The following is a 24989-nucleotide window of genomic DNA, read 5'->3' as shown; positions in this document are numbered from 1 at the left end:
CCCGGGACCGTCCGCGCCGATGCGTGTCCGGTGCTCCCTGCCGAGCGACCAGTGAACACTACGCCCGTCTGCCCGGCGATGCAAACGGCCCGTCGCCGCTACCGCCCTCCCCACCCTGCCGATCATCGTCGTCAGGGCCTGCTGTCGCCCACATTCTTGAGCAATCGCTCAAAACTCTGCCATCATGGCGGCCATCGGAAGTTGAGCACTCGCTCAAACTCTCGCTCAGGGGGACACCCATGCCTGCTACCAGGCGGTCGGCCGGGCGGCCGATCTACGTCGAGGCGCGGATCAGTGCGCCGATGGATCTGGTCTGGAACCTCACCCAGACACCGCACGAGCACCAACGCTGGGACGCGCGCTTCACCCGGATCCGGTACGCAGCTGCTGCGCCGGAGCACAGCACCGAGACGGGACCTCCTCCCGTGGTGCGGTTTCGCTACCTGCTCGGGTGGCCGGGCGGACCCGCGCTCAGGGGTACGGGGGTGACCACCGCCGAACGGCAGCGGTCCGACGGGTCGCGCACCAGCGCACTGCGGTTCCGCTCCGACAACGCGTTCTCACCGCTTCAGGAGGGCGCCGGCTACTGGCGCTACACGCCGGCCGATCCGCCGACGGGTGAGGGCGTCCTCTTCGTCACGGGCTACGACTACCGGAGCTGGCAGTGGCCCGGTGGTGCCCGGCTGGACCGCTGGTTCGTGCGGCCTTTCGTCGGATGGCTCACCGCCTGGTCGTTCGACCGGCTGCGGCTCTGGGCCGAACGCGGGATCACCCCGGAGCGCTCCCTCCTGCATGCTGCGGCCGAGAGCAGCGTGCGGCTCGGTGTTGTTCTGGCCGCCGCCTTCCTGGCGGCCGGTCGGACCGGGGTGGCCGCGGGGGTGCTCGTCGCCGGGGCAGCTCTCCTTCTCTGCGCGTCGGTCCCGCCCTCCTCCCTCACCCCGGCTGCCCGGCGCTGTGCCAGGCGGCCGAACAGGAAGCGCCCCGGCAGGAACAACGCCAGCGAGAACAATCCCGCCGGAACCGCCCCGGGGCGCAGCGCGCGCCCGCCACGCCTGCTCACCACTCTGGAGAAGCCGTGACCCTCACCGAAGCACCCCGCACAGCCGCCCCCGTCCTCTCGGCAACAATCAGCCCCACCAACGGAGCGCCCCGCGCCGGACGGTCGATCTTCCGTGAGGCCCTGGGGACCGACTTCGACCGGCTGCACCCCGAGCTGCAACGGCGCTTCGGCTTCTCCTCCGAGGACGGCATCGCCTGCATCGGCACCGGCCGGATGGAGCGCGTCAGGCAGGGGGCCCGGTGGCTCACCCCGTTCCTCCGGCTCGGGAGCCGGCAGAACATCCTCTTTCCTGAGCAGGGCCACGATGTGCCGTTCACCATCGCCAACTACGCCTACCGGGACGGCTTCGGCCGGGAGACGGTCACCTTCGTCCGGACGTTCCAGTTCACCCGGCCCCGCCGCTTCGATGCGACCATGGTGGCCGCTCCGCAGCAGCCGGGGACGGTCGTCGACTTTCTGGGGACGCACCAGCACCTCGCCGTCGACCTCCACCTGCGGGTCACCCCGCGCGGCGGGCTGGTGATCTCCTCCGGCGAGCAGCGGGTCACCGGCTTCCCCGGATCGCCGCGCTGGCCGGGGGCGCTGACCGGCCGGGCGGATCTGCACGAGTGGTTCGACGAGGACGCCGGTCGGTGCCGCATCCAGGTCCGGGTGACCAATCCGCTGGTGGGTCTGGTCATGGGCTACCAGGGGTGGTTCACCACGGAATATCCGCAGGTCGGCCCGGAGGGGATTCCGAAGCACGTCCGCCCGCTGCGGGAATCCGTCCGCACGTGAGCGTTCGGAACCGCCGCCCGGGCGTCGGGGCCGGGCCGCTACGCTGCCACGCATGAGCGACACACGCGAGCGGCTGATGGAGGCTGCCATCAGCGCGCTCAAGCGGCAGGGGATCTCGGGGGTCTCGGCCCGCACCATCGCCGGGGAGATCGGTGCCAATCAGGCGCTGGTGTTCTACCACTTCAAGACGGTGGAGGGGCTGCTCGCCGCAGCCGTGCTCCGCGAGACCGGGCTACGGCTGGACCGGTACCGGCCGGCCCTCGATGCGGCGGACTCACTGCGCGAACTGCTGAGCCTGGGGCAACGCCTGCACCAGGAGGAACGGGCCGCGGGGAACGTCGCGCTGCTCGGGCAGTTCCTGGCCGGATCGACGGGCCAGCCCCGGCTCGCGGAGGCGACGGCCGCCGCGCTGCAGTTGTGGACGGACGAGCTCCAGCGGGTGCTGGAGCGGCTGTACACGGGGCACCCGCTCGGCGAGTTCCTCGATCTGCCGGGTCTGGCACGAGCGGTGGCCGCGGCCTTCGTCGGACTGGAGCTGTACGACGGGGTGGACCCGCAGGGTGCGGCCGGGGCGTTCGCGGCGCTGGACCGGCTGGGCGCGCTGGTCGAGGTGGTGGACGGGCTCGGCCCGGTGGTGTCGCGGGCGGTCCGGGCCAAGGTGCGCCGCGAGGTCGGCCGGGGCGGCGCGTCCGAGTAGCCGGCACGACAGCACGGACGCCGAACGGCCGGACCCCGGGGAGAGGGGTCCGGCCGTTCGGCGTTCAGCGCGGGGCGGTCAGCTGTTGGTCGGGAAGCCCAGGTTGATGCCGCCGTGCGAGGGGTCCAGCCAGCGCTGGGTGACCGCCTTGCCGCGGGTGAAGAACTGGACGCCGTCCTGGCCGTAGGCGTGGGCGTCGCCGAACAGCGAGGCCTTCCAGCCGCCGAAGGAGTAGTAGGCGACCGGAACCGGGATCGGCACGTTGATGCCGACCATGCCGACCTCGACCTCGTACTGGAAGCGCCGGGCCGCGCCGCCGTCGTTGGTGAAGATGGCGGTGCCGTTGCCGTACGGGTTCGCGTTGATGAGGGCCAGGCCCTCCTCGTAGGAGTCGACGCGCACGACCGACAGGACCGGGCCGAAGATCTCGTCGTTGTAGACGGACATGCCGGGCTTGACGTGGTCGAACAGGGTGGGGCCGAGCCAGAAGCCGTCCGCGGTCGGCGAGCCGTTGCGGTCCTCGGCGGTGATCTCGTGCTTGCGGCCGTCGACGGCCAGCTCGGCGCCGTCGGCGAGGCCGGACTCCACGTAGGAGGTGACCTTGTCCCGGTGCTGGCCGGTGACCAGCGGGCCCATCTCGGACTCGCCGTTGCAGCCGGGGCCGACGGTGAGGGTGGCGATCCGCTGCTTGATCTTCTCGACCAGCTCGTCGCCGATCGGGTCGACCGCGACCAGGACGGAGACCGCCATGCAGCGCTCGCCGGCCGCGCCGAAGCCGGCGTTGACGGCGGCGTCGGCGCTCAGGTCGAGGTCGGCGTCCGGCAGGACCAGCATGTGGTTCTTGGCGCCGCCGAGGGCCTGGACGCGCTTGCCGTAGCGGGTACCGGTCTCGTAGACGTACCGGGCGATCGGGGTGGAGCCCACGAAGCTGACCGACTTGATGTCGGGGTGCTCCAGCAGCCGGTCCACCGCGACCTTGTCACCGTGCACGACGTTGAAGACGCCGTCCGGCAGACCGGCCTCCTTCCACAGCTCGGCCAGGAAGTTGGCGGCGGACGGGTCCTTCTCGGACGGCTTGAGTACCACGGTGTTGCCGGCCGCGACGGCGATCGGGAAGAACCACATCGGCACCATGGCCGGGAAGTTGAACGGCGAGATGATCGCGACCGGGCCGAGCGGCTGGCGGATCGAGTAGACATCGATGCCGGTGGAGGCCTGCTCGGTGAAGCCGCCCTTGAGCAGCTGCGGAATGCCGCAGGCGTACTCGACGACCTCGAGGCCGCGGGCGATCTCGCCGAGCGCGTCCGAGTGCACCTTGCCGTGCTCGGCGACGATGATCGACGCCAGCTCGTCCTTGCGGGCGTTGAGCAGCTCACGGAAGGCGAAGAGCACCGTGGTGCGCTTGGCGATCGAGGCGGTGCGCCACTCGGTGAAGGCCGAGGCGGCGGCGGCCACCGCCTGGTCGACGTCCGCGACGTCCGCGAAGTCGACGTGGCCCGTGACCTGGCCGGTGGCCGGGTCGAAGATGTCACCGCGACGGGGCGCGGCACCGGCGGTGGCGACCGGGCGGCCGCCGATCCAGTGGGTGATGTGCTTGCTCAAGGTCCGTCTGCCTCCGAAGTCCGGGCGGCCTTGCGCCACCGGTCCCTTGTGTGACGCCGCCCGCACGGGACGGGGGCGGCGAGGTCACGGGGCTACCGCGCTCACTCGTCCAGTCTGCTGGGGAGTCGGGGCGGCCTCAACGAACAGGCTGACGGGGATTGAGGATTCAGCCTTACAGGTCGTACTGCCGAGCCGCTCCGAGTGCCCGGTCCTCCGGGTCCACCAGGTCCTCCCGGGCCTCCACGTCCTCCAGGTACGGGTCGTGCAGGCCGTCCGCGGCCTCCTGGGTCTCCAGGAGGTCCAGCCTGAGGTCCTGGGCCCAGGCCAGCGCCCACCGCTTCAGCGCGTGGACCTCCCCGCCGGGCAGGCCGCGGGCCCGGAACCGCCCGTCGGCGGCCTCGGCCAGGGTCTCCAGCCGGTCGGCGAGCGCGGTGGGCTGGAACTCGGCGTCCAGCCCGGTGGCCAGCGCGAGCAGTTCGCCCTCCCGGTAGCAGGCGGTGAGCGCGTGGACGTCGATCAGGTCCCGGGGCAGGGCCCGGTCGACGAGCAGCGCGGTGGTGAGGGCGGCGGCGTCCTCCAGCGCGACCGTGCCCACCACGAGCGGGGCACCGGGCGCACCGTCGGGACCAGCGCCGTCGGGATCAGGGCCGCCGAGGCCGAGGAGGACCGGACGGTGGCCCAGCGGTTCCTTGCGCAGTTCGACGGTGTGCGCCCGCCCGCCCAGGGTGAGCCGGACCGAGAGCTGTTCCAGCCGGGGCGTGCCGGGACGCTCCACGACCACGCCGCCCACCGTCCGGTAGGCCTGCGCCAGCTCCGCGGCGACCCGGGGCAGGTCGGCGGTCCCGGTGGCCACCAGGGTGATCCCGTCCTGGTCGCAGGCCGGGACGCCGTGCGCGCGCAGGGCGTGCCCACCCGCGAGGGCGAGGCCGTACCGCTCGCACACGGGCCGGGCCAGGTCGAGAAGGCGCAGCTGGGCCGGGCCCGGGTGGAGGGCGGGGTCGACGGCGTCCGGGGCTGTGGTCACCCCTCCAGTCTGGCGCGCCGCCCCCTCCGGCGCGCCCGGCCGGGAGGAGAGGGCCGGCCGGGAGGACGGCAGGGCGGCCGGGCCGCTCCGGTCACCAGTCGCCGAGCCCGGCCGCCGCCTCGTGCAGGGCGAGTTCCAGGAGCACGGGGTCGTTGAGCCGTCCGGACCCGTCGGGTGGGACGAGCCAGCGCACGCCCCGGCCCCGCCGCTCGGGGTGGGGGACGACGATCCAGGTGCCCTCCCCGGCGCAGCGCACACCGGTGCCGATCCAGCGGGCGGCGGTGCCGACGGGCACCAGGAAGCCGATGTGCTCCTCGCCGAAGTCGGCCAGGACCGGTCCGCAGGAGCCGGTGCCGAGGAGTTCGACAACCGGGCGGCCGAGCCGGCCGGGCACCGAGAGGACGTCCCAGTGCCGACCGGCCGGGAGCAGGACCAGGCCGAGGCCGGAGCGTTCCCACTGGGCCCGGAAGGCCTGCGGGTCCGGTGCGGCCTGGGCCAGCCAGTCGAGTGCCGTGGTCTCCATGTGCTGTCCCCGCTCTGCGCGTCGGTGTGTGCGATGGCGCGGCGGGGCATGCGGAGACCCGCCGTCACCATCGAGAGGCGAACGGCGGGTCTCTCTTACACGGGTCCGGTACTCGGGTCCGGTTCACGGGTCCGGTTCACGGGTCCGGTACTCGGGTCCGGTTCACGGGACCAGTGCACAAGTCCGGTGCACGGGTCCGGCCCGGATCCGCCCGGATCCGCACGGGTCCTTCCCGCGCCCCGGTCAGCTGTCGAAGCCGAGCCCCAGCTTGTCGAGGGTGCGCAGCCACAGGTTGCGCTCCCCGCCGGTGCGGTCGGCGCGCTCCAGCGAGCGGGTGGTGATCCCGATGCCGGCCCAGCGGACGGGCTCCGGCGGGAAGGGCAGCGGCTTGCGCCGGACCATCTCCAGTTCGGTGCGCTCGGTGCGCTCGCCCGAGAGCAGGTCGAGCATGACCTCGGCGCCGAACCGGGTGGCGCCGACGCCGAGGCCGGTGTAGCCGGCGGCGTAGGCAACCCGGCCCCGGTAGGCGGTGTCGAAGAACGCGGAGAACCTGCTGCAGGTGTCGATCGCCCCGCCCCACGCGTTGGTGAAGCGGACGCCCTCCAGCTGCGGGAAGCAGGTGAAGAAGTTCCGGGCCAGGGTGCGGAAGGTCTCCGGCCGCTGGTCGTACTCGTGCCGGAGGTGCCCGCCGAAGTGGTAGACGGCGTCGTACCCGCCCCAGAGGATCCGGTTGTCCGCGGAGAGCCGGAAGTAGTGGAACTTGTTGGCGCTGTCGCTGAGGCCCTGGCGGCCCTTCCAGCCGATCGCGGCCAGCTGCTCGTCGCTGAGCGGCTCGGTCATCAGCGCGTAGTCGTACACCGGGACGATGAACGGACGGACGCGCTTGACCAGGGAGGGGAAGGCGTTGGTGCCGAGCGCTACCTTGCCGGCGAAGATCCGGCCGTAGGGGGTGCGGACGGCCATGCCGGCGCCGTGCTCGCGCAGGGCTTCGGCCGGGGTGTGCTCGAAGATCCGCACGCCCAGGCCGAGGCAGGCCTGCTTGAGGCCCCAGGCCAGCTTGGCGGGGTGGACCATGGCCACGCCCTCCTTGTCCCAGATCCCGCCGAGGAAGGTCGGCGAGTCGACCTGGGCGCGCAGCTCGTCACGGTCGAGCACGGTGACGTCGAGGCCGTACTGGGCGACGGCCTCGGCGACCTCGTGGAGTTCGTCGAGCTGGTGCGGCTGGGTGGCGATGTCGATCTCGCCGGTGCGCTCCCACTCGGCGTCGATGCCGTAGCGGGTGAGGGTGGCCTCGATGCCGTCGAGGTTGTCGGCGCCGAGGCGCTCCAGCCGGCCGAGCTCGGCGGGCCAGCGCTGCAGGCCGTTGCCGAAGCCGTGGGTCAGGCTGGCCGCGCAGAATCCGCCGTTGCGCCCGGACGCGGCCCAGCCCACTTCCTGGCCCTCGACCAGGACGACGTCCAGGGAGGGGTCGCGCTCCTTGGCGACGAGGGCGGTCCAGAGGCCGGAGTAGCCGCCGCCGACGACCAGGAGGTCGCAGTGGGCGTCGCCGACCAGAGCGGGCTGCGCCGTCGGCCGACCCGGGTCCTCGAGCCAGAAGGGGGTGGGCCTGGCGTCACTGAGCGCGCGGGCGGAGTCCATGCATTATCAGCCACTTTCTGCACATTGATGGTGATGATCGGCCGCCTTCCCGACGGTACGCCGGGAAGGCGGCCGGGGCGGTCAGGCGGTGGCCTTCCGGCGGTTCCCGAGCCACTGTCCACCCACAGTGAGCCCGACGGCGGCGATGAACATCGCGGTGCCGATGACGTTCACCTGGACCGGGATGCCGCGCTGCGAGGCGCCCCAGACGAACATCGGGAAGGTGACCGTGGTCGGGCCCGAGTTGAACTGGGTGATGATGAAGTCGTCGAAGGAGAGCGCGAAGCTGAGCAGCGCGCCGGCCGCGATGCCGGGGGCGGCGAGGGGCAGGGTGACCCGCAGGAAGGTCTGGACCGGGGTGGCGTAGAGGTCCTGGGCGGCCTGTTCGAGCCTCGGGTCCATGCTCATCACGCGCGCCTTGACCGCCGTCACCACGAAGCTCAGGCAGAACATGATGTGCGCGATGAGGATGGTGGTGAAGCCGAACGGGATGCGCATGTTGAGGAAGAGCGTGCCGAGCGAGGCGGCCATGACCACCTCGGGCATGGCCATCGGCAGGAAGATCATCGCGGTGGTGGCGGAGCGGCCGCGGAAGCGGTAGCGGGCCAGCGCGAAGGCGACCATGGTGCCCAGGACGGTGGCGCCGACGGTGGCGAGCACCGCGACCTGGAGGCTCAGCGAGAGCGACTGGCACATGTCGGCGACGCCGCAGGGGTCGGTCCAGGCGTCGGTGGAGAACTCGTTCCACTCGTAGTTGAACTTGCCGACCGGCTTGTTGAACGAGAAGGCGAGGACCACCAGGTTGGGCAGCACCAGGTAGGCGAGGGCCAGCAGGCCCGCCAGCACCACCAGGTGTGCGCGGATCCATCCGAAGAATCGGGACATCAGACCAGTTCCTCCGTCCCGGCCTTGCGCATGTAGACCGTCACCATGCCCAGGATCAGGGCCATCAGGATGAAGCTGAGCGCGGCGGCCGTGGGGTAGTCGAGCACGTTCAGGAACTGCTTCTGGATGCCGTTGCCGACCATCTGCTCGCTCGGCGAGCCCAGCAGCTGGGCGTTGATGTAGTCGCCGGAGGCCGGGATGAAGGTGAGCAGGGTGCCCGCGACCACACCGGGGAGCGAGATCGGGAAGGTGACCTTGCGGAAGGTGGTGAACGGGCGGGCGTAGAGGTCCCCGGCGGCCTCGTGCAGGCGCGGGTCGATCCGTTCCAGCGAGGTGTACAGCGGCAGGATCATGAACGGCAGGAAGTTGTAGGTGAGGCCGCAGACCACGGCGAGCGGGGTGGCCAGCACGCGGTCGCCGGAGGTGAGGCCGATCGCGCTGGTGACGTCCAGGACGTGCAGGGTGTTGAGCACGCCGACCACCGGGCCGCCGTCCGAGAGGATGGTCTTCCAGGCCAGCGTGCGGATCAGGAAGCTGGTGAAGAACGGCGCGATGACCAGGATCAGCAGCACGCTGCGCCAGCGCTTGCTCGCCTTGAAGGCGATCGTGTAGGCGAGCGGGTAGCCGATGGCGAGGCAGAACAGGGTGGCGGTCGCGGCGTAGCCGAACGAGCGGACGAAGTGCCACTTGTACTCGACCAGGGCGTCCCAGTACGTGGCGAGGTGCCAGGTGACGCGGAAGCCGTCCTCCAGCGAGCCGGTCTGCAGCGAGGTGGAGCCCTGGTAGAGCATCGGCACCGCGAAGAAGACGGCCAGCCAGGCGACGCCGGGCAGCAGCAGCCAGTACGGGGTGAGCCGGCGCTTCGCCTTCGGGGCCGGCGCCGGGGCGCCGCCGTCGGGGGGTACGGCCTGCGGCGGCGCCGCCGGGGTGAGGGTGGTCATGCCGCCGCCTCCCCGGTGCCCGCGTCGATCGCCTGCGCGGCGTCGAGGGCGAAGGAGTGCGCCGGGTTCCAGTGCAGGACGACCGGGGCGCCGGGGACGACCCGGGCGTCGCGCTCCATGTTCTGCTCGAAGACGGTGACCTCCTGGCCGCCGTCGGTGCGCACCAGGTACTGGGTGGAGACGCCGATGAAGCTGGAGTCGACGACGGTGCCGGCCAGCCGGTTGCGGCCCTCGGCGACCTCGGCGGAGCCGTGCTCGATGGTGATCTTCTCCGGGCGGACGCCGAGGTGGACCCGCTTGGCCTCGGTGGCGCAGCGGGCCCGGGGCACGGTGAGCCGGGCGCCGGCGGCGGTGAGCAGCAGGTCCTCGCCGGCGCCGCCGGTGACATCGGCGGGCAGCAGGTTGGACTGGCCGAGGAAGTTGGCCACGAAGGTGGTGGCGGGGTTCTCGTAGAGCTCGGCGGGCGCGCCGAGCTGCTCGACCCGGCCGCCGTTCATCACCGCGATGGTGTCGGCCATGGTCATGGCCTCCTCCTGGTCGTGGGTGACGTGCACGAAGGTGATGCCGACCTCGGTCTGGATCCGCTTGAGCTCCAGCTGCATCTGGCGGCGGAGCTTGAGGTCGAGGGCGCCGAGCGGCTCGTCGAGGAGCAGCACCTGCGGGTGGTTGATCAGCGCGCGGGCGACGGCGACGCGCTGCTGCTGGCCGCCGGAGAGCTGGTGCGGCTTGCGCCGGGCGTACTGGCCGAGCTCGACGAGTTCGAGCATGTCCTCGACCTGCTTCTTGACGTCCTTGCGGCCGCGCCGGCGCAGGCCGAAGGCGACGTTCTCGAATATGTCGAGGTGCGGGAAGAGCGCGTAGCTCTGGAAGACGGTGTTCACCGGCCGCTTGTAGGGGGGCAGGCGGGTGACGTCCTGGCCGCCGATCAGGACGGTGCCGCTGGTGGGCTCCTCCAGACCGGCGATCATCCGCAGGGTGGTGGTCTTGCCGCAGCCGGAGGCGCCGAGCAGGGCGAAGAAGGAGCCCTGGGGGACGGTCAGGTCCAGCGGGTGGACAGCGGTGAAGGAGCCGTAGGTCTTGCCGATGCCGGTGAGCCGGACGTCGCCGCCGACGGCCGCGGGGCTCTGCTGCTCTGTCATGGATGGTGTCTCTCTGGGTTCGCTGCCGTCAGTGGGGGTCAGGCGCCGATGAGCTTGGAGAACTTCTCCTCGAAGTCGCTCTCCTCGGTCTCGGTGAGGGTCCGGAAGACGTGCGCCTTGGCCGCCATCTCGGGGGTGGGGACGACCAGCGGGTTGGCCGCGCTCTCCGGGGCGATGGCGGCCAGTTCCTCCTTCACCCCGGTGACGGCGGAGACGAAGCCGATGCCTGCGGTCAGCTGCGCCGCGATCTTCGGCTGATAGTAGAAGTCGATCAACTTCTCGGCGTTCGTCTTGTGCTGGGCCCTGGCCGGGACCAGCAGGTTGTCGGTGCTGGTCACGAAGCCCTTCTCGGGGATGACGAACTCGATGTCCGGGTTGTCCGCCTGCAGCTGGATCAGGTCGCCGCCCCAGGCGACGCAGGCGGCGATGTCCCCGGAGGACAGCTCCTGGCCGTAGTCGTTGCCGGTGAAGCGGCGGATCTGCTTGTTGTCGACCGCCTTCTGCAGCCGGGCGACCGCGGCGGCGTAGTCGTCGGCGGTGAACTTCGCCGGGTCCTTGCCCATGTCCAGCAGGGTGATGCCGATGCTGTCGCGCATCTCGGAGAGGAAGGTCACCCGGCCCTTGAGGTCGGGGTCCTCCAGCAGCTGGGCGACACTGGTGACCTCCTTCCCCTTGGTGGCCCTGCGGTTGTAGGCGATGACCACCTGGATGCCGGCCCACGGGTAGCTGTACAGCCGGCCCGGGTCCCAGTCGGGGGCCCGGAAGCGGGACTCGACGGTGGTGATGGCGGTGGTGACGTTGGCCGGGTTGAGCTTCTGCGCCCAGCCGAGGCGGATCAGCCGGGCGGCCATCCAGTCGGTGAGCACCATCAGGTCGCGGCCGGTGTCCTGGCCGGCGGCGAGCTGCGGCTTGACCTTGCCGAAGAACTCGACGTTGTCGTTGACGTCCTCGGTGTACTTGACCTTGATGCCGGTGGCGGCGGTGAAGGCCTCCAGGGTGCCGTGCTTCTCCTTGTCGTTCTCGTCGGTGTCGACGTAGAGCGGCCAGTTGGAGAAGTTCACCTCCTTCTCGCTGTCCGAGAGGTCCTTGGCGGCGTTCGCGGTGGAGTCTCCCGTCCCGCCGGTGTTCCCGGCGGGCGGGATGCCGCAGGCGGCGAGGCCGGCCGCGCCGGCGGTGAGGGCGGCGGCGCGCAGCACGGCGCGCCGGCCGAGAGCGGCCCGGCCACTGGTCAGACTGCGTTCCCAGGCCTTGCGGACCGGTTCCGACAGTCCTTCGGTGAGCTCGTTGAACGCCATGGGACGGGCCTCCTGGGGGGCGAAGGGGGGTGTGGGGGGGCACCCCGGTCCGGGTTATCTGTCTCCGAAGACGGTGCGGTGCCAGTCCTTGCGGGCGACCGCGGTGGTGTCGAACATGACGTGCTTGACCTGGGTGTACTCGTCCAGCGAGTACTGCGACATGTCCTTGCCGTAGCCGGAGGACTTGTAGCCGCCGTGCGGCATCTCGCTGATGATCGGAATGTGGTCGTTGACCCAGACGCAGCCGGCCGCCAGCTCGCGGGTGGCCCGCAGCGAGCGGTGGACGTTGCCGGTCCAGGCGGAGGCGGCCAGGCCGTAGGGGGTGTCGTTGGCCAGCCGCAGGCCCTCGTCGTCGCCGTCGAAGGGCAGGACCACCAGCACCGGGCCGAAGATCTCGCCCTGGACGACCTCGCTGTCCTGGGCGGCGCCGGTGATCAGGGTGGGGCGGTAGTAGGCGCCGCGGGTGAGGTCGGTGCCGTCGTGGCCCTTCGCGGGGGCGGCGCCGCCGGTGACCACGGTCGCGTAGCCGCGGGCGCGCTCGACGAAGCCGGCCACCCGGTCGCGGTGGGTGAAGGAGACCAGCGGGCCGAGGTCGGTGCGCGGGTCCAGCGGGTCGCCCAGCCGGATCCCCTCGTACAGCTCGGCCACGCCGGCCACGAACGCGTCGTAGAGCGGGCGCTGGACGTAGGCGCGGGTGGCGGCCGTGCAGTCCTGGCCGCTGTTGATCAGGGAGGCGGCGACGGCGCCGTGCACCGCGGCGTCGAGGTCGGCGTCGTCGAAGACCACGAACGGGGCCTTGCCGCCGAGCTCCAGGTGGGTGCGCTTGACGGTCGCGGTGGCGAGTTCGGCGACCCGCTTGCCGACCGGGGTGGAGCCGGTGAAGGAGACCATCGCGACGTCCGGGTGCGACACCAGGTGCTCGCCCGCGACCCGGCCCGCGCCGGTGACGACGTTGACCACGCCGTCCGGGATGCCGGCCAGGGTGCAGGCCCGGGCGAACATCAGCGAGGTCAGCGGGGTCAGCTCGGCCGGCTTGAGGACGATGGTGTTGCCGGCCGCGATCGCCGGGAGGACCTTCCAGGCGGCCATCTGGAGCGGGTAGTTCCAGGGCGAGATCGAACCGACCACGCCGATCGCCTCGCGCCGCACGTACGAGGTGTGGTCGCCGGAGTACTCGCCGGCCGCCTTGCCCTCCAGGTTGCGGGCGGCCCCGGCGAAGAAGGACGTGTTGTCGATGGTGCCGGGGACGTCGAACTCGGTGGAGAGCTTGATCGGCTTGCCGGTCTGCGCGGTCTCCACCCGGGCGAGGTCGGCGGCCGCGTCGGTGAGGACGGCGGCGAGCCGGGTGAGTGCCTCGGAGCGGGCGCCGGGGGTGGCGCCGGCCCACTCCGGCAGCGCGGCCCGGGCGGCGGCCACGGCCTCGTCGACCTGTCCGGTGGAGGCCAGGGAGAACTCCTCGACGACGCTGCCGTCGGCCGGGTTGACGACCTGGAAGGCGTCGCCGCTCCCCCGGCTCTGCCGGCCCGCGATGTACTGCGCGCCCGCGCCGAAGTCGGTCAGGTCCATCTGGTTCCTCCAGGTTCCGGTGGTGCGACCGTCCGGACGACGGTCCCCGGCCGTCCCGCCGGCGCCGCCGTGGGGGGCGGGCAAGGGGGGCGGACAGGGCGTGGCCGGCAGGCCGGTCGTCGCGCTCGTGGCGCCGGGTTCCGGCCACAGGGCCGGATCCGTCACGGTCGACCCGCTGACCATGCCTGCTGGCGCCGGGGCGTGACAAGGACCACTGCGACAACCTCGACGGAAAGCGCCTTACAAGGTGCAAGGCTTCGGGCAGGGCAACAGGTCGTCGCCGCGATGGATGATTTCCCTGACACTCTGAACCCTGGAGGCCCCCGCGATGCTCCCCACCGTCGCCCGTGTGCTCGACCTGGAGGTGATGCGCCGCGGCCTCCCGCAGGTGGTGGCCGGAGCCGACCACCTGGAACGCCCGGTCCGCTGGGTCCACGTCAGCGAGCTGCCCGACGTCGCCGGCATGCTGCAGGGCGGCGAGCTGGTGCTGAGCACCGGCATCGCCCTGCCCGAGGACCGCGAGGGCCTGGCGAGGTACGTGCGCGAGCTCGCCGACATCGGCGTGGCCGGACTGGTCATCGAGTACGGCCGGCGCTACTTCGACAGCCTGCCGCGCGCCCTGGTGCATGCCGCCGAGCAGCGCGGACTGCCGCTGATCGCGCTCCGCCGCGAACTGCGCTTCGTCTCCGTCACCGAGGCCGTGCACGCCCTGGTGGTCAACGCCCAGCTGGAGCAGCTGCGCACCTCCGAGGCGATCCACCAGGTGTTCAACGAGCTGGTCGTGGAGGGCGCCGAACCGGCCGAGGTGGTCCGCCAGGTGTCCCGGATAGCGGGAGCCCCGGTCGTCCTGGAGAACCTCGCCCACCAGGTGCTCACCCACGAGTCCGCCGGCCGGCCCGAGGCCGAGCTGCTGGAGGACTGGGAGCGCCGCTCGCGCGGGGTCCGCCCGCCCGGGCGCACCGGGTACGACCCGCGCAGCGGCTGGCTGGTCACCGCGGTGGGCGCCCGCGGCCAGGACTGGGGGCGGCTGGTGCTGATGCAGGAGCCCGGTCCGCAGCCGGAGGGCGGCCCGCACCCCTTCACCATGCTGCTGGAGCGCGGCGCCTCCGCCCTGGCCCTCAACCGGCTGGTGGTCCGCGACCGGGAGAGCCTGGAGCGGCAGACCCACCGCACGCTGCTCTCCGGGATCCTCACCCATGCGCTGACCGTCTCCGAGGTGGCCCTGCGCGCCCAGGCGCTCGGTGTCCCGCTGGAGGGCCGGCGGCTGGTCGGCGCGGTGCTGCGGCAGCGGCGCGGCCCGATCCCGGCCGCGCTGGAGGCGCAGGCCCGGCTGCGTGACTTCACCGAACTCGCGGCCAGCGCCGTCCGCGCCTGCCGGCTGTCCGCCCTGGTCGGAGCCCTGGACGACGAGGGCGTCGGCGTGCTGATCACACTCGGCCCGCAGCAGGACGAGCACGCCGCGCTGGACGCCTTCGCCGCGGCGCTGCGCCGGCTGGCCGCCGAGGCGGCCCGGGACGCCGCCGCGCCGGAACCGGTGGTCGCGGTCGGCTCCTCGGTCGGCTCGGTCCGCGACGCCCGGCGCACCCTGCTGGAGGCCACCCAGGTCGCCGACGCGGCGCTGCACGACGCGCCCGGCGGCCGGGCCGCGTCCTACTACCGGCTGCCCGACGTGCGGCTGCGCGGACTGCTGCACCTGCTGCGGGACGACGCCCGGCTGCAGACCTACGTGGAACGGGAGCTGGGGCCGCTGCTCGCCTTCGACGCCGAGCACAACGGCCAGCTGGTGCAGATGCTGCGGATCTACCTGGAGCAGGGGCGGAACAAGTCCGCGGCGGCGGACGCCGCGCACCTGTCCCGGCCGTCCTTCTACGACCGGCTGCACAAGGTCGAGCGGATCCTCGGGGTCGACCTCGACCAGGTCGAGTCCTGCCTCTCGCTGCACGTCGCCCTGCTCGCGCTGGACGCCGTCCGCCGCTGACCCCGGTCTCCGCCCCGACGCCCCGACGCCCCGACGCGGGGGCGGGGGCAGGGGCGGAGACCCCGGAGGGAAAGCCCTAGACGCCGGTGATCCGGGTCCAGACCTTGTGCAGCCCAGGCCGCTCGGCGGAGCCGACGTCGCGCATGGTGTGCAGCCGGGCCCGCATCTCCTCGGTCGGGAAGAGCAGCGGGTGCTCCGCCAGCTCCGCCTTCTCCCGGTCCCCGCTGGCCGCCAGCACCTCGCGGGCGGCCGGAACGGGGCAGATGTACTGCACCGCGGCCGCCAGCTCGGCGGCCACCTCGGGCTGGTAGTAGTGGTCGATCAGCAGCTCGGCGTTGCGCTTGTGCCCGGCCCGGTTGGGGATCAGCAGGCTCTCCGCCCACAGCTCGCCGCCCTCCTCGGGCACCACGAACGCGATGTCCGGGTTCTCGGCGGTGAGCTGCACGGCGTCGCCGGAGTACGCCTGGCAGGCCAGCGCCGCGCCGGAGGCCAGGTCGCTGGTGTAGTCGTTGCCGGTGAACCGGCGCACATGCCGGCTGTCGACCATCCGCTGCACCAGGTCCATCGCCTGCCGGGCCTGGTCCTCGGTGAAGGCCGAGATGTCGGCGCCCTGGGCGAGCATCAGCAGGCCGAGCGCCTCGTCCAGCCCGGCGAACAGGGTGACCCGGCCCTTCAGGTCGGGCGCCCAGAGGTCGGCGACGGACTTGATCTCCCGGCCGAGCTCCTTGCGGTTGTACGCGATGCCGGTGATCCCGGACTGCCAGGGCACGCTGCGCCGGCGCCCGGGGTCGAAGGCCGGGTCGGCGAGCTGCGGGTCCAGCTGCGCCGTGACATTGGGCAGGTTGGCCCGGTCCATGGCCTGCACCCAGCCGAGCGAGACGTACCGGCCGGCCATCCAGTCGCTGACCACCATCAGGTCGCGGCCCGGGTCGGTGCCCTGGGTGAGCACCGGGCCCATCTTGCCGAAGAACTCGTCGTTGTCGTTGATGTCCTCGGTGTAGGTGACCTTGATGCCGGTCCGCTCGGTGAAGGCGTCCAGGGTCGGGCGCCCGCCGTCGTCGTCGACGTCGATGTACTGGGTCCAGTTGGAGAAGCCCAGCCGCTGCTCGCTCTCCGAGCGGTCGGGGGCGGAGCGGCGGTCCTCGTCCACGTAGGCGGACGGGATGCCGCAGCCGGTCAGGGCGGCGGCCCCGAACAGTCCGGCACCGGCGCCGAGCACCCGGCGGCGGCTCGGACGGCGACGGGTCGGACTGTGGAGGCCGGTCGGGCGGCGGGTCGGGGTGGTGCTGGGCATGGTGGAGCCTCCGGAGCGGGAGACGGCCCCGGACGCGCGGGCGCCCGGGGCCGTCCTGTCGGTGAGAGTCAGACGGTGTGCGCGTCGGCCAGCGACAGCACCTCGTCGAGGACGGCGAGACCGGCCTTCGCCTCCTCCTCCGTCACCGTGCACGGCGGAACGACGTGGAAGCGGTTCATGTTGACGAACGGCCAGAGCCCGCGCTGCTTGCACGCGGCGGCCAGCTCGGCGATCGGCGCGTTGGCGGCGCCGGCCGCGTTGTACGGCACCAGCGGCTCGCGGGTGGCGCGGTCCTTCACCAGGTCGAGCGCCCAGAAGACGCCGAGCCCGCGCACCTCGCCGATGGACGGGTGGCGCTCCGCCAGCTCGCGCAGGCCGGGGCCGAGCACGGTCTCGCCGATGTGCTTGGCGTTCTCGACGATGCCCTCCTCCGCCATGGTGTTGATGGTGGCGACGGCCGAGGCGCAGGCCAGCGGGTGGCCGGAGTAGGTGAGCCCGCCGGGGAACGGCCGCTCCGCGAAGGTGGCGGCGATCTCCGCGCTGATCGCCACGCCGCCGAGCGGGACGTAGCCCGAGTTGACGCCCTTGGCGAAGGTCAGCAGGTCCGGGGTGACGCCCCAGTGGTCGGCGGCGAACCACTCGCCGGTGCGGCCGAAGCCGGCCATCACCTCGTCGAGGATGAAGACGATGCCGTAGCGGTCGCAGATCTCCCGGACGCCGGCCAGGTAGCCGGGCGGCGGGATCAGGATGCCGGCGGTGCCGACCACGGTCTCCAGGATGACGGCCGCGACGGTGCCGGGACCCTCGAAGGCGATGACCTGCTCCAGGTGGGCCAGCGCGCGCTCGCACTCCTGCGCCTCGTTCTCGGCGTGGAAGTTGGTGCGGTAGGCGTACGGGCCCCAGAAGTGCACGATGCCGGAGACACCGGTCTCGCTGGCCCAGCGGCGCGGGTCGCCGGTGAGGGCGATCGCGTTGGCGGTGGCGCCGTGGTACGAGCGGTAGGTGGAGAGCACCTTCTGCCGGCCGGTGTGCAGCCGGGCCATCCGGATGGCGTTCTCGTTGGCCTCGGCGCCGCCGTTGGTGAAGAAGATCTTGTCCAGGTCGCCGGGGGTGCGCTCGGCGATCAGCCGGGCGGCCTCGCTGCGCGCCTCCACCGCGAAGCCGGGGGCGATGGTGCAGAGCTTCGCCGCCTGCTCCTGGATGGCCGCGACCACCTTCGGGTGCTGGTGCCCGATGTTGGTGTTGACCAGCTGGGAGGAGAAGTCCAGGTAGCGGTTGCCGTCGTAGTCCCAGAAGTACGAGCCCTCGGCGCCGGCCACCGCGAGGGGGTCGATCAGCGCCTGGGCGGACCACGAGTGGAAGACGTGCGCGCGGTCGGCGGCCTTGACGGCCTGGCCGGCGGCCGAGTCGGCGGTGGGGATGCTCATGCGGCAAGGCTAGGGACTCGCCGTACCGAAGTGGAGAGCCATCCTGTCAGCCGGTCGCCGCAACGGCCGACAGGGTGCAAAGGCACAGGGCCCGGGTCGCGGGGACCCGGGCCCATGGTCGGATCACACGATCGTCGTCCGGTCGGACCGTGTTCCGGTGGCGGTGCTCGCTCAGATGGCGGTCATCACGTGCTTGACGCGGGTGTAGTCCTCGAAGCCGTAGGAGGAGAGGTCCTTGCCGTAGCCGGACTTCTTGAAGCCACCGTGCGGCATCTCGGCGACCAGCGGGATGTGGGTGTTGATCCAGACGCAGCCGAAGTCCAGGCGGCGGGACATCCGCATGGCGCGGGCGTGGTCCTTGGTCCACACCGAGGAGGCCAGCGCGAACTCGACGCCGTTGGCGTAGCCGACGGCCTGCTCCTCGTCGGAGAACCTCTGCACGGTGATGACCGGGCCGAAGACCTCGTTCTGGATGATCTCGTCGTCCTGCTTCAGGCCGGAGACGACGGTCGGGGCGTAGAAGTAGCCCTTGTCGCCGACCCGGTGGCCGCCGGCCTCGACCTTGGCGTGCGCCGGCAGGCGCTCGATGAACCCGGAGACCTGCTTCAGCTGGTTGGCGTTGTTCAGCGGGCCGTAGAGCACGTCCTCGTCGTCCACGCCGCCGGTCTTGGTCTCGGCGGCGGCCTTGGCCAGCGCCTCGACGAAGGCGTCGTGGATCGACTCGTGCACCAGCACGCGGGTGGCGGCGGTACAGTCCTGGCCGGCGTTGAAGAAGCCCGCCACCGAGATGCCCTCGACGGCCTCGGCGATGTCGGCGTCCTCGAAGACCACGACCGGGGCCTTGCCGCCCAGCTCCAGGTGGACGCGCTTGACGTCCTTGGAGGCCGACTCGGCGACCTGGATGCCGGCGCGCACCGAGCCGGTGATGGAGGCCATCGCCGGGGTCCGGTGCTCGACCATCAGACGGCCGGTCTCACGGTCGCCGCAGATCACGTTGAAGACGCCGGCCGGGAGCTCCAGGTCCTTGAGGATGCCGCCGATGATCTCGGCCAGCAGCACGGTGGAGGCCGGGGTGGTGTCGGAGGGCTTCAGCACCACGGTGTTGCCGGCGGCGATGGCCGGGGCGAACTTCCAGACGGCCATCATCATCGGGTAGTTCCACGGCGCCACCTGGGCGCAGACGCCGACCGGCTCGCGGCGGACGATCGAGGTCATGCCGTCCATGTACTCACCGGCGGACTTGCCCTCCAGCAGGCGGGCGGCGCCGGCGAAGAAGCGGATCTGGTCCACCATCGGACCGATCTCCTCGGAGAGGGTCAGCCCGCGCGGCTTGCCGGTGTTGCGGACCTCGGCGTCGACGATCTCGTCGGCACGGGCCTCGACCGCGTCCGCGATCTTCAGCAGCAGCTTCTGCCGGGTGCTCGGGGTCGAGTCCCGCCAGGCCGGGAACGCGGCCGCCGCGGCGTCCATGGCGGCGTCGACGTCGGAGGCGCCGGACAGCGGGGACGTCGCGTAGACCTCGCCGGTCGTGGGGTCGACGATGTCGAGCGTGCGGCCGTCGGCCGCATCGACGAACTCACCGTTGATGTAGTTGCGCAGCGTGCGAAGGTCGCTCACGGATGTCTCCTCGGTCTCGGCCTGCGGCATTGCAGAATCCGGCGCCATGGTACGTCGGCCGCCGGGGCCGGCGGGGGGCGCCGAGTGGCCGCGCCGGTCGCGCCGCGGTCCACTGGTTGGCGGAATGCGCGCGGCACAGCGGAGCCGCGCGCGTACCGTAGCCAGGGTAGCCGCACGACTGCCGTTATCGACAGGCCGACCGCGCATCAACGATGAAATCCGTATGCGTTTTCCAAGATCTCGACGAAATCAGCAGCTGCCGCGCTTGCGAACACGAGGCCGATCGGGCACAGTGGCGGCGTGGCCAACCGCGACCGGAACGCCAGCGTTCCCCTCGACGCCGCCTCCAAGGCGATCATCGAGCAGCTCCAGGAGGACGGGCGCCGCCCGTACGCCGCCATCGGCAAGGCCGTCGGCCTGTCCGAGGCGGCTGTGCGACAGCGCGTCCAGAAGCTGCTCGACCAGGGCGTGATGCAGATCGTCGCCGTCACGGACCCGCTCACCGTCGGCTTCACCCGCCAGGCGATGGTCGGAATCCGTGTCGAAGGAGACATCGATCCCGTCGCCGACGCGCTGGCCGCCCTCGACGAGGTCGACTACGTCGTCTGCACCGCCGGCTCGTTCGACCTCCTGGCCGAACTGGTCTGCGAGGACGACGAGCACCTGCTCGAAATGATCAACAAGCGCATCCGCGCGCTTCCCGGCGTGCGGAGCACCGAGAGCTTCGTTTACCTGAAGCTCCGGAAACAGACCTACACCTGGGGCACCCGATGACAGCCGACCCGGCGCAGAAGGACCTTTCCAAGACCGCCTACGACCACCTGTGGATGCACTTCACCCGCATGTCGTCGTACGAGAACTCCCCCGTGCCGACGATCGTCAAGGGCGAGGGCACCTACGTCTGGGACGACAAGGGACGCAAGTACCTCGACGGCCTCGCCGGCCTGTTCGTCGTCCAGGCCGGCCACGGCCGTGAGGAGCTCGCCGAGGCCGCTGCCAAGCAGGCCAAGGAGCTCGCCTTCTTCCCGGTGTGGAGCTACGCCCACCCGAAGGCCGTCGAGCTGGCCGAGCGCCTGGCCAACTACGCCCCGGGCGACCTGAACAAGGTCTTCTTCTCCACCGGTGGCGGCGAGGCCGTCGAGACCGCCTGGAAGCTTGCCAAGCAGTACTTCAAGCTGACCGGCAAGCCGACCAAGTACAAGGTCATCTCGCGGGCCGTCGCCTACCACGGCACCCCGCAGGGCGCCCTGTCGATCACCGGCCTGCCGGGCCTGAAGGCCCCGTTCGAGCCGCTGGTGCCGGGCACCCACAAGGCCCCGAACACCAACATCTACCGCGCCCCGGCCTTCCTGGCCGGCCCCGACGGCACGGTCGACCCCGAGGCGTACGGCCGCTGGTGCGCCGACGAGATCGAGGTCGCGATCCTCAACGAGGGCGCCGACACCGTCGCGGCCGTCTTCGTCGAGCCGGTGCAGAACGCCGGTGGCTGCTTCCCGCCGCCGCCCGGGTACTTCCAGCGCCTGCGCGAGATCTGCGACCGCCACGACGTGCTGCTGGTCTCGGATGAGGTCATCTGCGCCTTCGGCCGCCTCGGCACCATGTTCGGCGCCGACAAGTTCGGCTACCAGCCCGACATGATCACCTGCGCCAAGGGCATGACCTCGGGCTACTCCCCGATCGGCGCCACGATCATCTCGGACCGCCTCGCCGAGCCGTTCTACAAGGGTGACAACACCTTCCTGCACGGCTACACCTTCGGCGGCCACCCGGTCTCCTCCGCGGTGGCGCTGGCCAACCTCGACATCTTCGAGCGCGAGGGCCTGAACCAGCACGTCCTCGACAACGAGTCGAAGTTCCTGGGCACCCTGGACAAGCTGCGCGACCTGCCGATCGTCGGCGACGTCCGCGGCAACGGGTACTTCTACGGCATCGAGCTCGTGAAGGACAAGGTCACCAAGGAGTCGTTCAACGACGACGAGGTCGAGCGCGTGCTCTACGGCTTCCTGTCGAAGGCGCTCTTCGAGAACGGCCTGTACTGCCGCGCCGACGACCGTGGCGACCCGGTCATCCAGCTGGCGCCGCCGCTGATCTCCGACCAGTCGACCTTCGACGAGATCGAGCAGATCCTGCGGACCAGCCTCACCGACGCGTGGGCGAAGATCTGACCCCTCGGACTTTCCTCCCCACCCTCCGCCACAGGGCGGTCCCGCTTCGGCGGGGCCGCCCTGCGGCGTTCCCCGCGGCACCCCGGACGGCGGTTCCCAGCCGTTCCGTCATCGGTCCGTCGATCAAACACGCCTGATTACGGATGATTTGCCCCGGATGGGCCAGTGTGCCGCAACCGCGCCCAGGCCCGATCGTTCTAATCTGACGACTGTCATATCCCTGCGGCCACCCAGGATGGAACCTCATGTCAGCGGCCCCTCCTGACAACGACGTGCTGTGGGCCCGGGGGATCGTCAAGTCCCATCAGGGCACCCCCGCGCTGCGCGGCGTCTCGCTCGGGATCCGGGAGGGCGAGGTCCTCGCCGTCACCGGCCCGCGCGGCTCCGGCAAGAGCACCCTGCTCGGCTGCCTCTCCGCCCTGCTCCCGGTGGACGAGGGCGAGGTCTGGTTCAACAGCTCCCCCGTGCACACCCTCGGCCGGGCCGGCCGCGAACGGCTGCGCCGCGACCGCTTCGGCTTCGTCGGCTCCGAGCCGCACCTGGTACCCGAACTGACCGCCCGGGAGAACGTCGCCCTGCCGCTGCTGCTGGCCGGCGCCGGCGGCAAGGCCGCCTACACGGCCGCGGACGAGTGGCTGGAGCGCCTGGACATCGGCGACCTCGCCAAGGTCCGGCCGGAACGGCTGGTCCAGGGCCAGCGCCAGCGGATCGCCGTCGCCCGGGCCCTCGCACCGCTCCCGCCGGTCGTCTTCGCCGACGACCCCACCGCCCCGCTGCACCGCGAGACCGCCGAGCAGGTCCTGCGGATACTGACCAGCGCGGCCCGCTCCCACCAGCTCACCCTCGTGCTGGCCACCCACGATCCCGAGCTCGTCCGGTACGCGGACCGCGCCGTCGCCCTCCTCGACGGCCGCCTGACCGGCCCCGCCACGCCCGTGCCGCGCGGCATCGCCGCCCCCGGCACGGCCGGGGCCACCGCCGTCCCGGCCGCCGGCCGCTGAAAGAGTCGACGCCGTGTTCTATCTCCGCCTGGCCCGGGGCTACCGGGTCCACGACCTCGGCCGCTGGCTGCTGACCGCCCTGGCCGGCGCGGTCGTCGCCGCCTTCCTGCTGCGCGCCCTCGGCCGGGCGATGAGCGGCCCCGCCGACGGCCACGACGCGCTCGTCCGGCTGCTCTGGTGCCTGCCCCCGCTGGCCGCGGTCGCCTGGTTCGCGGCCGTCGCCGCCCGCGCCGTACCCGCCCGGCGGGCCGACCGGATCACCGGGCTCACCACCGCCGGCGCCGGGGCCGGCCGGATCCGCGCGCTGATCGCCGGCGAGGTCGCGCTCGCCTGCGGGGCCGGCGCCGGACTCACCCTGCTGCTCTTCCTGGTCCTGCGCAACGACATCGCCGGACCGACCCTCGCCGACGAACTGGGCATGGGCGTCGCCCTCCCCGCCGCCGCACCGGTCACCCTGCTCGCCCTCGTGCCGCTGACCGCCGGACTCGCCGCCGCCGGGGCCGTCCGGCCGACCGAGACCCTGCCCGGCCGCTCCGGCACCGAACCGACCGGCTTCGGCCCGTGGCGGATCGCGCTGCCGATCGGCCTCGCTGTCATCGGCCTCGCCCTGGAGCTGATCGCGCTGCGCCCAGGCGCCGCCGCCGACGGCCGCCCGATCCACCTGCCGGCCGGACTCGGCAGCACCAGCACCGCCGCGCTGGGCGGGTGGCTCGCCTCCGCCGTCGGCCTCGCCCTGCTCACCGGCCCGCTGCTCGGCTGGGCCGGTCGGCTGCTGGCGCTCGGGCGGGCCACCCCGCTGCGACTGCTCGCCGGCCGGGGCCTCACCGCCCAGGCCCGCCGGCTCGGGGCACCGCTGGCCGTCCTCACCCTGGCGCTCGCGGCGGTGCTCACCACCATCCGCTACTGGCTGGGCGAGCCCGGCAGCGCCGATGTCCTGCCCGCGATCGAGGCCGGGCTGGTGCTGGGCTGCGCGGCCGGGGCGGTGGTGGTCCGGCTGGCCGAGCTGCGCACCGCCCGCCGGGGTGTCGCCGAGGCGCTGCTGCGGCTCGGGGCGGCGCCCCGGCTGCTGTTCGGCGCCGTGGTGCTGCGGACCCTGATGACCGGCACGGTCCTGCTGGTCACCGGCGGGGCGACCGCGGCCCTGGCCGCCGCCGGACTGCGCTGACAAAACGCCCCCGTCCGGTGGCCCGGCCCTGAGGGGGCGGGTCACCGGACGGGGGCGTTCGGCTTGCGGGGTCGGTCGGACGCTCGGCCGCTCAGCCCGCCGCCGCGAGCTGGCCGCAGGCGCCGTCGATCTCCTGGCCGCGGGTGTCGCGGACGGTCGTCGGCACGCCGTGCGACTGGAGCCGCCGGACGAACTCCCGCTCGTCCTCGGGTCGCGAGGCCGTCCACTTGGATCCCGGGGTGGGGTTCAGCGGGATCAGGTTGACGTGCACCCGGTGGTTCTTGATCAGCCGGCCGAGCAGGTCCGCCCGCCACGCCTGGTCGTTGATGTCCTTGATCAGCGCGTACTCGATGGAGATCCGGCGGCCGGACTTCTCGGCGTAGTTCCACGCCGCGTCCAGCACCTCGGCGACCTTCCAGCGGGTGTTGACCGGCACCAGCTCGTCGCGGAGCTCGTCGTCCGGAGCGTGCAGCGACAGCGCCAGGCGGCAGCTGAGCCCCTCGTCGGCGAACCGGTACATCGCCGGGACCAGGCCGACGGTCGAGACCGTGATGCCGCGCTGGGACAGGCCGAAGCCGTCCGGCGCCGGGTCGGTCAGCCGGCGGATCGAGGCCAGCACCCGCTTGTAGTTGGCCAGCGGCTCGCCCATGCCCATGAACACCACGTTGGACAGCCGGGCCTCGCCACCGGGGATCTCCCCGCTGCGGAGCGAGCGCATCCCGGCGGCGATCTGCTCGACGATCTCGGCCGTCGACAGGTTGCGGGTCAGCCCGGCCTGGCCGGTGGCGCAGAACGGGCAGTTCATGCCGCAGCCCGCCTGGGAGCTGATGCACATGGTGACCCGGTCCGGGTAGCGCATCAGCACCGACTCGACGAGCGTGCCGTCGAACAGCTTCCACAGCGTCTTGCGGGTGGTGTCGTCGTCGCAGGACACGTGCCGCAGCACCGACATCAGCTCGGGCAGCAGGCCCTCGGTGAGCTTCTCCCGGCTGGCGGCGGGGATGTCCGTCCAGCTCGCCGGGTCGTTCGACATCCGGCCGAAGTAGTGGTTGGAGAGCTGCTTCGCGCGGAACGGCTGCTCGCCCAGCTCGGCGACGGCCTCCTTGCGCTCGGCGGGGCTCAGGTCGGCGAGGTGTCGCGGGGGCTTGGCGCCGCGCGGCGCGACAAAGGTGAGTTCTCCGGGCTTAGGCATGGT

Annotated in this window: 21 protein-coding genes; 8 read left to right on the top strand and 13 right to left on the bottom strand. The window is 72.1% G+C overall.

Translation table 11 applies throughout. From position 1 onward, the window contains the following. The first annotated feature begins 239 nt into the window (after positions 1-239). From VR45_RS20825 to VR45_RS20815, 3 genes are read left to right on the top strand one after another with little or no spacing between them, the layout of a single operon-like run. On the top strand, positions 240-1079 hold the full coding sequence (locus VR45_RS20825) for a hypothetical protein (RefSeq protein WP_045941300.1): 840 nt from the start codon (positions 240-242) through the stop codon (positions 1077-1079). Then, positions 1076-1837: a DUF4166 domain-containing protein gene (locus tag VR45_RS20820; protein WP_353612707.1), complete on the top strand. Its 762-nt coding sequence runs from the start codon at positions 1076-1078 to the stop codon at positions 1835-1837. The genes VR45_RS20825 and VR45_RS20820 overlap by 4 nt, the downstream gene beginning before the upstream one ends. Before the next feature lie 52 nt (positions 1838-1889). Next, complete coding sequence (locus VR45_RS20815) at positions 1890-2534, top strand: TetR/AcrR family transcriptional regulator (RefSeq protein WP_045941299.1); 645 nt, start codon at positions 1890-1892, stop codon at positions 2532-2534. Positions 2535-2612: 78 nt separating this feature from the next. Here VR45_RS20815 and VR45_RS20810 read toward each other — a convergent pair whose 3' ends face one another. The 9 genes from VR45_RS20810 to VR45_RS20770 all read right to left on the bottom strand — a co-directional run bounded on the left by VR45_RS20810 (position 2613) and on the right by VR45_RS20770 (position 13147). After that, a complete protein-coding gene (locus VR45_RS20810; RefSeq protein ID WP_045941298.1) occupies positions 2613-4136 on the bottom strand; it encodes a CoA-acylating methylmalonate-semialdehyde dehydrogenase in 1524 nt (507 codons plus the stop codon). Positions 4137-4308: 172 nt separating this feature from the next. Then, on the bottom strand, positions 4309-5160 hold the full coding sequence (locus VR45_RS20805) for a hypothetical protein (RefSeq protein ID WP_045941297.1): 852 nt from the start codon (positions 5158-5160) through the stop codon (positions 4309-4311). Positions 5161-5251: 91 nt separating this feature from the next. Continuing rightward, a complete protein-coding gene (locus VR45_RS20800) occupies positions 5252-5683 on the bottom strand; it encodes a hypothetical protein (RefSeq protein ID WP_045941296.1) in 432 nt (143 codons plus the stop codon). Positions 5684-5926: 243 nt separating this feature from the next. Beyond that, a complete protein-coding gene (locus VR45_RS20795) occupies positions 5927-7321 on the bottom strand; it encodes an FAD-dependent oxidoreductase (protein ID WP_045941295.1) in 1395 nt (464 codons plus the stop codon). Between the two features lie 81 nt (positions 7322-7402). After that, on the bottom strand, positions 7403-8206 hold the full coding sequence (locus tag VR45_RS20790; protein ID WP_045941294.1) for an ABC transporter permease: 804 nt from the start codon (positions 8204-8206) through the stop codon (positions 7403-7405). After that, complete coding sequence (locus VR45_RS20785; protein WP_045941293.1) at positions 8206-9147, bottom strand: ABC transporter permease; 942 nt, start codon at positions 9145-9147, stop codon at positions 8206-8208. The genes VR45_RS20790 and VR45_RS20785 overlap by 1 nt, the downstream gene beginning before the upstream one ends. Continuing rightward, positions 9144-10286, bottom strand: a complete 1143-nt coding sequence (locus VR45_RS20780) for an ABC transporter ATP-binding protein (protein ID WP_045941292.1) — start codon at positions 10284-10286, stop codon at positions 9144-9146. Before VR45_RS20780 ends, VR45_RS20785 begins: the two co-directional genes overlap by 4 nt. 38 nt (positions 10287-10324) lie before the next feature. Beyond that, entirely contained in the window at positions 10325-11581 is a 1257-nt protein-coding gene (locus tag VR45_RS20775; protein WP_045941291.1) for a spermidine/putrescine ABC transporter substrate-binding protein, read from the bottom strand. 54 nt (positions 11582-11635) lie between these two features. After that, positions 11636-13147 (bottom strand): gamma-aminobutyraldehyde dehydrogenase, encoded by a 1512-nt coding sequence (locus tag VR45_RS20770; RefSeq protein WP_045941290.1) that lies wholly within the window; start codon positions 13145-13147, stop codon positions 11636-11638. A gap of 328 nt (positions 13148-13475) precedes the next feature. Here VR45_RS20770 and VR45_RS20765 point away from each other — a divergent pair, with 328 nt between their 5' ends. Further along, the gene (locus tag VR45_RS20765) at positions 13476-15125 is read left to right on the top strand and encodes a PucR family transcriptional regulator (RefSeq protein WP_043468744.1); all 1650 of its coding nucleotides are present in this window, start codon (positions 13476-13478) and stop codon (positions 15123-15125) included. 76 nt (positions 15126-15201) lie between these two features. On the opposite strand, the gene VR45_RS20760 is transcribed toward VR45_RS20765, so the two are convergent. From VR45_RS20760 to VR45_RS20750, 3 genes are all read right to left on the bottom strand, one after another. Continuing rightward, a complete protein-coding gene (locus VR45_RS20760; RefSeq protein ID WP_045941289.1) occupies positions 15202-16419 on the bottom strand; it encodes a spermidine/putrescine ABC transporter substrate-binding protein in 1218 nt (405 codons plus the stop codon). Between the two features lie 68 nt (positions 16420-16487). Next, a complete protein-coding gene (locus VR45_RS20755; RefSeq protein WP_045941288.1) occupies positions 16488-17846 on the bottom strand; it encodes an aspartate aminotransferase family protein in 1359 nt (452 codons plus the stop codon). A gap of 171 nt (positions 17847-18017) precedes the next feature. Then, positions 18018-19493: a gamma-aminobutyraldehyde dehydrogenase gene (locus VR45_RS20750; RefSeq protein WP_045941287.1), complete on the bottom strand. Its 1476-nt coding sequence runs from the start codon at positions 19491-19493 to the stop codon at positions 18018-18020. A 270-nt stretch (positions 19494-19763) separates the two neighbouring features. On the opposite strand from VR45_RS20750, the gene VR45_RS20745 reads away from it, so the two are divergent. From VR45_RS20745 to VR45_RS20730, 4 genes are all read left to right on the top strand, one after another. Beyond that, entirely contained in the window at positions 19764-20237 is a 474-nt protein-coding gene (locus VR45_RS20745) for an Lrp/AsnC family transcriptional regulator (RefSeq protein ID WP_030396761.1), read from the top strand. After that, the gene (locus VR45_RS20740) at positions 20234-21628 is read left to right on the top strand and encodes an aspartate aminotransferase family protein (protein ID WP_030396760.1); all 1395 of its coding nucleotides are present in this window, start codon (positions 20234-20236) and stop codon (positions 21626-21628) included. The genes VR45_RS20745 and VR45_RS20740 overlap by 4 nt, the downstream gene beginning before the upstream one ends. Positions 21629-21873: 245 nt before the next feature. Then, positions 21874-22629, top strand: a complete 756-nt coding sequence (locus VR45_RS20735; RefSeq protein WP_045941286.1) for an ABC transporter ATP-binding protein — start codon at positions 21874-21876, stop codon at positions 22627-22629. Positions 22630-22642: 13 nt separating this feature from the next. Next, positions 22643-23794, top strand: coding sequence for a hypothetical protein (locus VR45_RS20730; protein ID WP_052709235.1), 1152 nt, complete (start codon positions 22643-22645; stop codon positions 23792-23794). A gap of 91 nt (positions 23795-23885) precedes the next feature. Here VR45_RS20730 and rlmN read toward each other — a convergent pair whose 3' ends face one another. Continuing rightward, a complete protein-coding gene (rlmN, locus tag VR45_RS20725; RefSeq protein ID WP_045941285.1) occupies positions 23886-24986 on the bottom strand; it encodes a 23S rRNA (adenine(2503)-C(2))-methyltransferase RlmN in 1101 nt (366 codons plus the stop codon). Positions 24987-24989 lie beyond the last annotated feature (3 nt).

This window comes from Streptomyces sp. NRRL S-495 (assembly GCF_000966955.1).
In the GTDB taxonomy this organism is placed as follows: domain Bacteria; phylum Actinomycetota; class Actinomycetes; order Streptomycetales; family Streptomycetaceae; genus Kitasatospora; species Kitasatospora purpeofusca.
This window is presented reverse-complemented; position numbering and strand designations above follow the sequence as displayed.